The 6,616-nt window shown below is 53.3% G+C and carries 4 protein-coding genes; 3 read left to right on the top strand and 1 reads right to left on the bottom strand.

All coding sequences use genetic code 11. The annotated features are described in order from the left end of the window. Positions 1-14 precede the first annotated feature (14 nt). Complete coding sequence (feoB, locus tag BOW51_RS06005; protein WP_078476907.1) at positions 15-2,357, top strand: Fe(2+) transporter permease subunit FeoB; 2,343 nt, start codon at positions 15-17, stop codon at positions 2,355-2,357. Further along, positions 2,354-2,587 (top strand): FeoC-like transcriptional regulator, encoded by a 234-nt coding sequence (locus BOW51_RS06000; protein ID WP_078476906.1) that lies wholly within the window; start codon positions 2,354-2,356, stop codon positions 2,585-2,587. The genes feoB and BOW51_RS06000 overlap by 4 nt, the downstream gene beginning before the upstream one ends. Positions 2,588-2,608: 21 nt before the next feature. Here the strand turns inward: BOW51_RS06000 and BOW51_RS05995 are convergent, their stop codons facing one another. After that, positions 2,609-5,260 (bottom strand): cation-translocating P-type ATPase, encoded by a 2,652-nt coding sequence (locus BOW51_RS05995; protein ID WP_245828537.1) that lies wholly within the window; start codon positions 5,258-5,260, stop codon positions 2,609-2,611. A gap of 211 nt (positions 5,261-5,471) precedes the next feature. Between BOW51_RS05995 and BOW51_RS05990 the strand changes: the two genes are divergently transcribed. After that, on the top strand, positions 5,472-6,560 hold the full coding sequence (locus tag BOW51_RS05990; protein ID WP_167367250.1) for a phosphate/phosphite/phosphonate ABC transporter substrate-binding protein: 1,089 nt from the start codon (positions 5,472-5,474) through the stop codon (positions 6,558-6,560). Positions 6,561-6,616 lie beyond the last annotated feature (56 nt).

Genomic DNA, 6,616 nt, shown 5'->3' with positions numbered 1-6,616 from the left:
GAGCTCATCGACTAATGGCCTGCCACGACACCGGCAAGGCGTCAGAAAGCATTAAAGGCAATCTGCGCATCGCCATCGCAGGCAATCCCAACTGCGGCAAGTCAGCCCTGTTCAACACCTTGACCGGAATTCGCCAGAAAACAGGTAACTGGCCTGGCGTTACCGTCGACCGCAAAGAGGGGCACTTCCAGATAGATGACCGCCAGGTTACCGCGATTGACCTGCCCGGCATCTACTCACTCGATGCCAACTCACTGGATGAGCAGGTAACGCGTGACTACCTCTTGTCACAAGATGCCGACCTCATCGTAAATGTCATTGATGCCTCCAACCTCGAACGCAACCTCTACCTGAGCGTGCAGTTGCTGGAGATGGGTGTTCCGCTGCTCGTCTCTCTCAACATGATGGATATTGCACGCAAACGTGGTATCGATATCGACATTGCACGGCTCAGCCGTGAACTTGGCTGCCCGGTCGTTCCGATCGTCGCAACCAGTGGTGAAGGCATCAGCGAACTCAAGGCACGCATGCTGGATGTCATCGATAACAGGTTAACCGGCGGTTACTCACTTGCCTTTGATGACACCATTGAGACCGCTGCCAGCGAACTCTCCGGGATGATCGAACATGAACACGCTGCCAGCAGGCGCTGGCTGGCAATCAAGCTGCTTGAGGATGACGCCCATGCGACTGCAAGTGTTAGTGAAGCAGCCCAACAGGAGGCCGTCCGGCTGCAACAGCAGATTCAAATGCGTAACAACGAGGATGCAGATGTCCTGATCGCTGACAGTCGCTTTGGACATGCGCATACCCTCGCTCGCAGCGTCCTCTCGCATCGCTCTCGCATCACACGCACCATGAGCGATCGCATCGACCAGTTCGTACTCGGCAAGTGGAGCGGTATTCCCCTGTTCCTGGTCATCATGTACCTGATGTTTCTCTTTACGATCAACTTTGGCGGCGCATTTATCGACTTTTTTGACGGTATTGCAGGCGCAATCTTTGTTGACGGGCTTGGCGAACTGCTGACAGCACTCGGCAGCCCTGCCTGGCTACGCGTGGCGCTGGCTGACGGTATCGGCGGCGGCATCCAGATCGTCTCGACATTTATTCCGATCATCGCCTCGCTCTACCTGTTTCTGTCACTGCTTGAAGATTCCGGTTACATGTCACGTGCCGCTTTTGTCATGGATCGCGCGATGCGTGCAATCGGATTGCCCGGCAAGGCGTTTGTACCCCTGATCGTGGGTTTTGGATGCAACGTGCCGGCAATCATGGCAACCCGTACACTCGAACACGAGCGCGAACGCAAGCTGACCATTCTCATGAATCCTTTCATGTCATGTGGCGCGCGACTGCCGGTCTACGCACTCTTTGCTGCTGCATTCTTTCCGCATTCAGGTCAGGACATCGTCTTCCTGCTCTATATTGCCGGCATCACGGTTGCGATTCTTACAGGTTTGTTGATGAAGAAGACCCTGCTGCCAGGTGAAAGCAGCGGTTTCATGATGGAGCTGCCCTCCTATCACATGCCGTCGATGAAAGGTGTTCTGCTGCGCGCATGGGACCGTGTGAGCCTGTTTATCAGGGAAGCAGGCCAAGTCATCATCATCATGGTGCTGGCACTGAACCTGCTCAACTCGATCGGCACTGACGGCAGCTTCGGTAATGAGAACAGCGAACAGTCTGTGCTCAGCGAGGCCAGCAAGCAGATCACACCCCTGTTTGCGCCAATGGGCATTCAGGATGACAACTGGCCGGCCATTGTCGGCATCCTCTCAGGCGTGCTCGCCAAGGAAGTCGTCGTCGGCACACTCGATACGCTCTACACGCAAATTGGCCAGCAGGGAAAACCTGAATTCGAATTTCATTTCTGGCAATCAATCAGCGACGCAGCTGCAACTGTTCCGGATAACCTTGCCGGCCTTGCTGCTTCGGTAGCCGACCCGCTGGGGCTCGATATTGGTAATCTCGAAAGCCACGGCGAGGCAGCTGCCAAGCAGGGAGTCAGGGAGAGTGTATTTGGCGCAATGAATCAGCGATTTGACGGGCAGGCTGGTGCATTCGCCTACCTGTTGTTCATTCTGCTCTACTTCCCCTGTGTTGCAACTATCGGTGCTATCAAACGTGAAGCCGGGCGTAAGTGGGCTGCGTTTGTCGCATTCTGGACTACCTCTGTCGCATACCTGACCGCCAGCAGTTACTATCAACTGGCAACCTATGCAGATCATCCTCAGCAGGCCATTGTTACACTCTCACTGCTGTGGACCCTGTTTGCGCTGCTGATAATCGGACTGCGTTACTGGGGAAGAAAAGTGCCTGCAAGCACAGCAGTTGCGGATGGTAGCAGCGGATGATTCTCTCCGAGGTGCGTGAATATGTAAAAGAGCGTGGCCGCGTCACGCTTGCAGATATCGTCCTCCATTTTGACAGTGATCCCGAGTCTGTGCGCCCCATGCTGGAGATCTGGATCAAAAAAGGAAAGATCAGAAAAGAGATGCTCACCAGCGCCTGTGGCAGCAGTTGCAATGCCTGTGATACGGCAACAACCGAGATCTATACCTGGAATGGCCCGAAGGCCGCGTAAGCTCTACAGAAAAACCATGGGTCAGCTGTAAATCCATCCCTGGCGCACGGCAAACTTTTCCATCTCGACAGCCACGAATACCACCAGCGGTAACAACATACACAGAAGCAAATCATGCGCTGACAGCGGGCTGGTATGAAATATCCCGTTAAAGAAAGGCACATAGACAATCATCATCTGCAGCGAGACTGTCAGCAAGATTGCACCGATCAGTGCAGGATTCGAAAAGAGCCCGATACGAAACAGTGACTCATGCTCCGAACGAATCGCCAGCACATGCATAAGCTGTGAAAAAGTCAGCACGGTAAAGACGATCGTCTGCCAGTTGTCGGAACCGCCGTGAAAGGCCCATGCCTGGGCGCCCAGTGACAAGGCTGCAATGAGTAAACCGACCCACACGACATGCTGCCACATGCCATGAGAAAAGATAGTCTCCTCCGGCCTGCGAGGCGGTCTGCTCATAATGCCCCTCTCCTTGTGCTCGGCTGACAGTGCGAGCCCGGGCAGACCATCCGTCACCAGGTTGATCCAGAGTATCTGCACCGGCAGAAGCGGCAATGGCAGACCGATGAATGGCGCCAGGAACAATACCCAGACCTCACCAGCGTTACTGGTCATGGTGTATTTGATGAACTTGCGAATATTATCGAAGATACGACGGCCTTCGCTCACAGCATGGACAATGGTGGCGAAATTGTCGTCCAGCAGCACCATATCACTCGCTTCACGAGCAACATCCGTACCCTTTTTGCCCATGCCGATACCGATAGTTGCGCGTTTCAATGCTGGCGCAGCATTGACGCCATCACCAGTCATGGCAACAAACTCGCCATGTTTCTGCAACGCCTTGACGATGGCTATCTTCTGCTCCGGCGATACCCGCGCATAGACAGAAATCTCCTTGACCCTGTCAGCAAACTCCTCCTCTGACAGTGCAGCGATATCTGTCCCTGTCATCACTTCGATATCGCTGGCGATATCGAGGCGCCGTGCAATCGCACTGGCAGTTGCCGGATGATCACCGGTGATCATGACCGGCTTGATACCTGCTGTTTTACACGCGGTGATGGCTTCAGGAACTTCCGGACGCGGTGGATCGATAAGACCGACAAGACCCAGCAGAACCAGCTCAGTCTCGATACAGTCATGCGTAATACAATCCGGCAGATGAGGAAACCTGCGCATTGCCAGTGCCAGCACCCTGTATCCCTCGGTCGCCATCTCCTCGGCCTGCTGCAGAAGCGCCTGCCGGTCAATTGCCTCATCACCCGAAGAGAGAAGTTGTTTCGCGCAGCATGGAATGACTGCCTCGGGCGCGCCCTTGGTGAAGGCTGCCACTTCATCATCGATACTGTGCAGGGTTGTCATCGCGCGGCGACTGGCATCAAATGCCAGTTCTGCAATACGTGGAAAGCCCGCCTCGATATCATGCTTCCTGATGCCGCCATCGAGTGCGCCAAGATAGAGAGCTACTTCGGTTGGGTCTCCAAGCGGTTCGTCGTGTTCATCAAGGCTCACATCTGTGCTCAGTGCGAGCAACCTGCCGAGCCACTGCCACGGTTCACTGACGATATCGATCTCGCTAAGACTGTTAACACTCGTACCGTCAGCATCGATACGCTCAACACGCATACGGTTGCTGGTGAGCGTGCCAGTCTTGTCAGAACAGATATAGGTAACGGAACCGAGTGACTCAACCGTTGGCAGGCGGCGCATCAGGGCATTGTGCTTGCCCATCTTCTGGGCACCCATTGCCAGCGAAATGGTCACCACTGCAGGCAATGCTTCGGGTATCGCTGCAACTGCAAGACTGATTGCCGTGAGCAGCATCAGCATTACTTCCTCACCACGTAGAAGTCCGGCGAAAAAAACCACTGCTGCGATAATCAGGATAGCAACGGCAAGTTTAGCGCCAAATCGCTCGAGGCGATGCTGCAGCGGAGTCAGCACTGTACCCGACGTTTGCAGCAGATCTGCAATCTTGCCAAGCTCTGTCTGGTAACCTGTCGCGACCACCACTCCCAGTGCGCGTCCACGTGTCACATTGGTGCCCTTGAACGCCATGTTGAGTTGGTCACCGATGGGCAACTCTTCATCATCCAGGGGCTCTTCCTGCTTAGTGACCGTGAAGGATTCTCCGGTCAACGCTGCCTCGTCAATTTCGCAATCAGCCACCTCGAAAAGGCGCAGGTCGGCAGTCACGACATTGCCTGCCTCGATAGAAACCACGTCTCCCGGAACAAGTTGAACTGAGGGGATTGTCTGCAGGTGACCTCCCCGGCGTGTACGTGCTTCCGGTTCGGTCATGCGTTTTAGTGCATCCACTGCCCTTTCGGCGCGATACTCCTGAACCAGGCCGATGGTGGCATTGAGTATGACGATCGTGAGAATGACGACAGTATCACTGATTTCACCGATGGCACCGGCAATCACGGCGGCGGCCAGCAGGATCAGGATCATCGCATCCTTGAACTGAGCTATGAACTTTTCTGCAAGCGTGGTGCGACGCTTCTCACGCAACTCATTGGCACCGTAGGTCGCCGTGCGTTCGGCTACCTGCCGGTCAGACAGGCCGTCACGCAGATCAACCTCGAGGGATGATGCAACTTCCTCAGCTGATATCGTATGAAAAAACGGGCTCTGTGGAGTCGTGTCCATTATTGCTGCAACCATGTGCTAACCGAGATTCCATATTAACTCAAATATCAGCTCTCCTATATTCTTCTAACTGACACAGGCTTACTGAAAGAGACCCGTATAAATCAGAAAAAGACCAATTCTTATACTATAATAGAGCGATTGGCTTTACTGTATGTGAAAACAGATAATAGTGACTCATATCAGTAATCTCCGCTGGCTACAAAAAATATTGCTTCGCCGCTGCTTGGCGAGGCTTCTGCTCGTATTGCTGACTCTCAATACAACTACTGCTTTTGCCCTTGAACAGGTAAAGCTCGGCATATTGGACGAACGCGGCCCTGAAAAGGCACTTGAAAAGTGGTCGGCCACTGCAGACTATCTCAACGAGAGATTTGCCCACTACAACTTCACTATCAAGCCGCTTAATTTTGATGATGCGGAGAATGCAGTTGCAACAAACTCGGTCGACTTCATCCTCACCCATCCGGGGCTCTATATCCGCCTCGAGCACGACTACGACGTTTCCCGCATCGCCACTCTCAAAAAGCGCATTGAAGGTGAAATAGTTTCAACCGTCGATAGTGTTGTCTTCATGCTTGCGGACAACAGCAAAATCAACAGTTACGAGGATCTCAAAGGCAGCAGCCTCATGGCGGTCACACAAAATTCATTTGGCGGCTTCCAGATGGCATGGCGTGAGATGCATGATCATTCGGTCGATCCTTATACGGATTTGTCAGCATTGAATTTTGCCGGAACTCACGATGCCGTTGTCTATCGGGTATTAAACGGTGAAGCCGATGCTGGAACTGTGAAATCAGGCATACTCGAACGCATGGCCAGCGAAGGGAAAATTGATCTATCCAGGATCAAGGCAATCAACCAGGAAGGTGATGGCCAACATCATGGACTCCATCATATGCATAGCACCCGCTCCTATCCCGGGTGGCCTTTTGCGAAACTCAGGGATACAGACCTTCAACTTGCTGAACAGGTAGCGATTGCACTCATCTGCATGCCTGAAGACAGCGATGCTGCTCTAAGCGCAGAAAGCAACGGGTGGACGATACCTCTGAGCTATTCGAAAGTTCATGAACTGTTTCGTGAGTTGGAATTACCTCCTTATGCAAAAAGACCGGTCAGCCTGGGCCAGTTTGTCGCCCACAACAAACCGACTGCCATCCTGATTCTAGGTGCTATAGTCGCCGCACTCCTGCTTGTATTCTATATTTCCCATATCAACACCAGGCTCAAAAAGCTCGGTGGAGAACTGCAGGTTGAGGTTGATGAACGGACCCATGACCTGAAACCAAGCGTGTCTTTGATCTCGTGATGTAAAACGGGACATCCAAGTCGCCCTTTTACACTCGATCTTCGACAGCCTTTATT

The organism is Solemya elarraichensis gill symbiont (assembly GCF_002021095.1).
Lineage (GTDB): Bacteria > Pseudomonadota > Gammaproteobacteria > Chromatiales > Chromatiaceae.
This window is presented reverse-complemented; position numbering and strand designations above follow the sequence as displayed.

Bases quoted from the DNA above. Each gene is read 5' to 3' on its own strand.
- BOW51_RS05995 (WP_245828537.1), bottom strand. From the start codon at position 5,260: ATGGTTGCAGCAATAATGGACACGACTCCACAGAGCCCGTTTTTTCAT.
- feoB (WP_078476907.1), top strand. From the start codon at position 15: ATGGCCTGCCACGACACCGGCAAGGCGTCAGAAAGCATTAAAGGCAAT.
- BOW51_RS06000 (WP_078476906.1), top strand. From the start codon at position 2,354: ATGATTCTCTCCGAGGTGCGTGAATATGTAAAAGAGCGTGGCCGCGTC.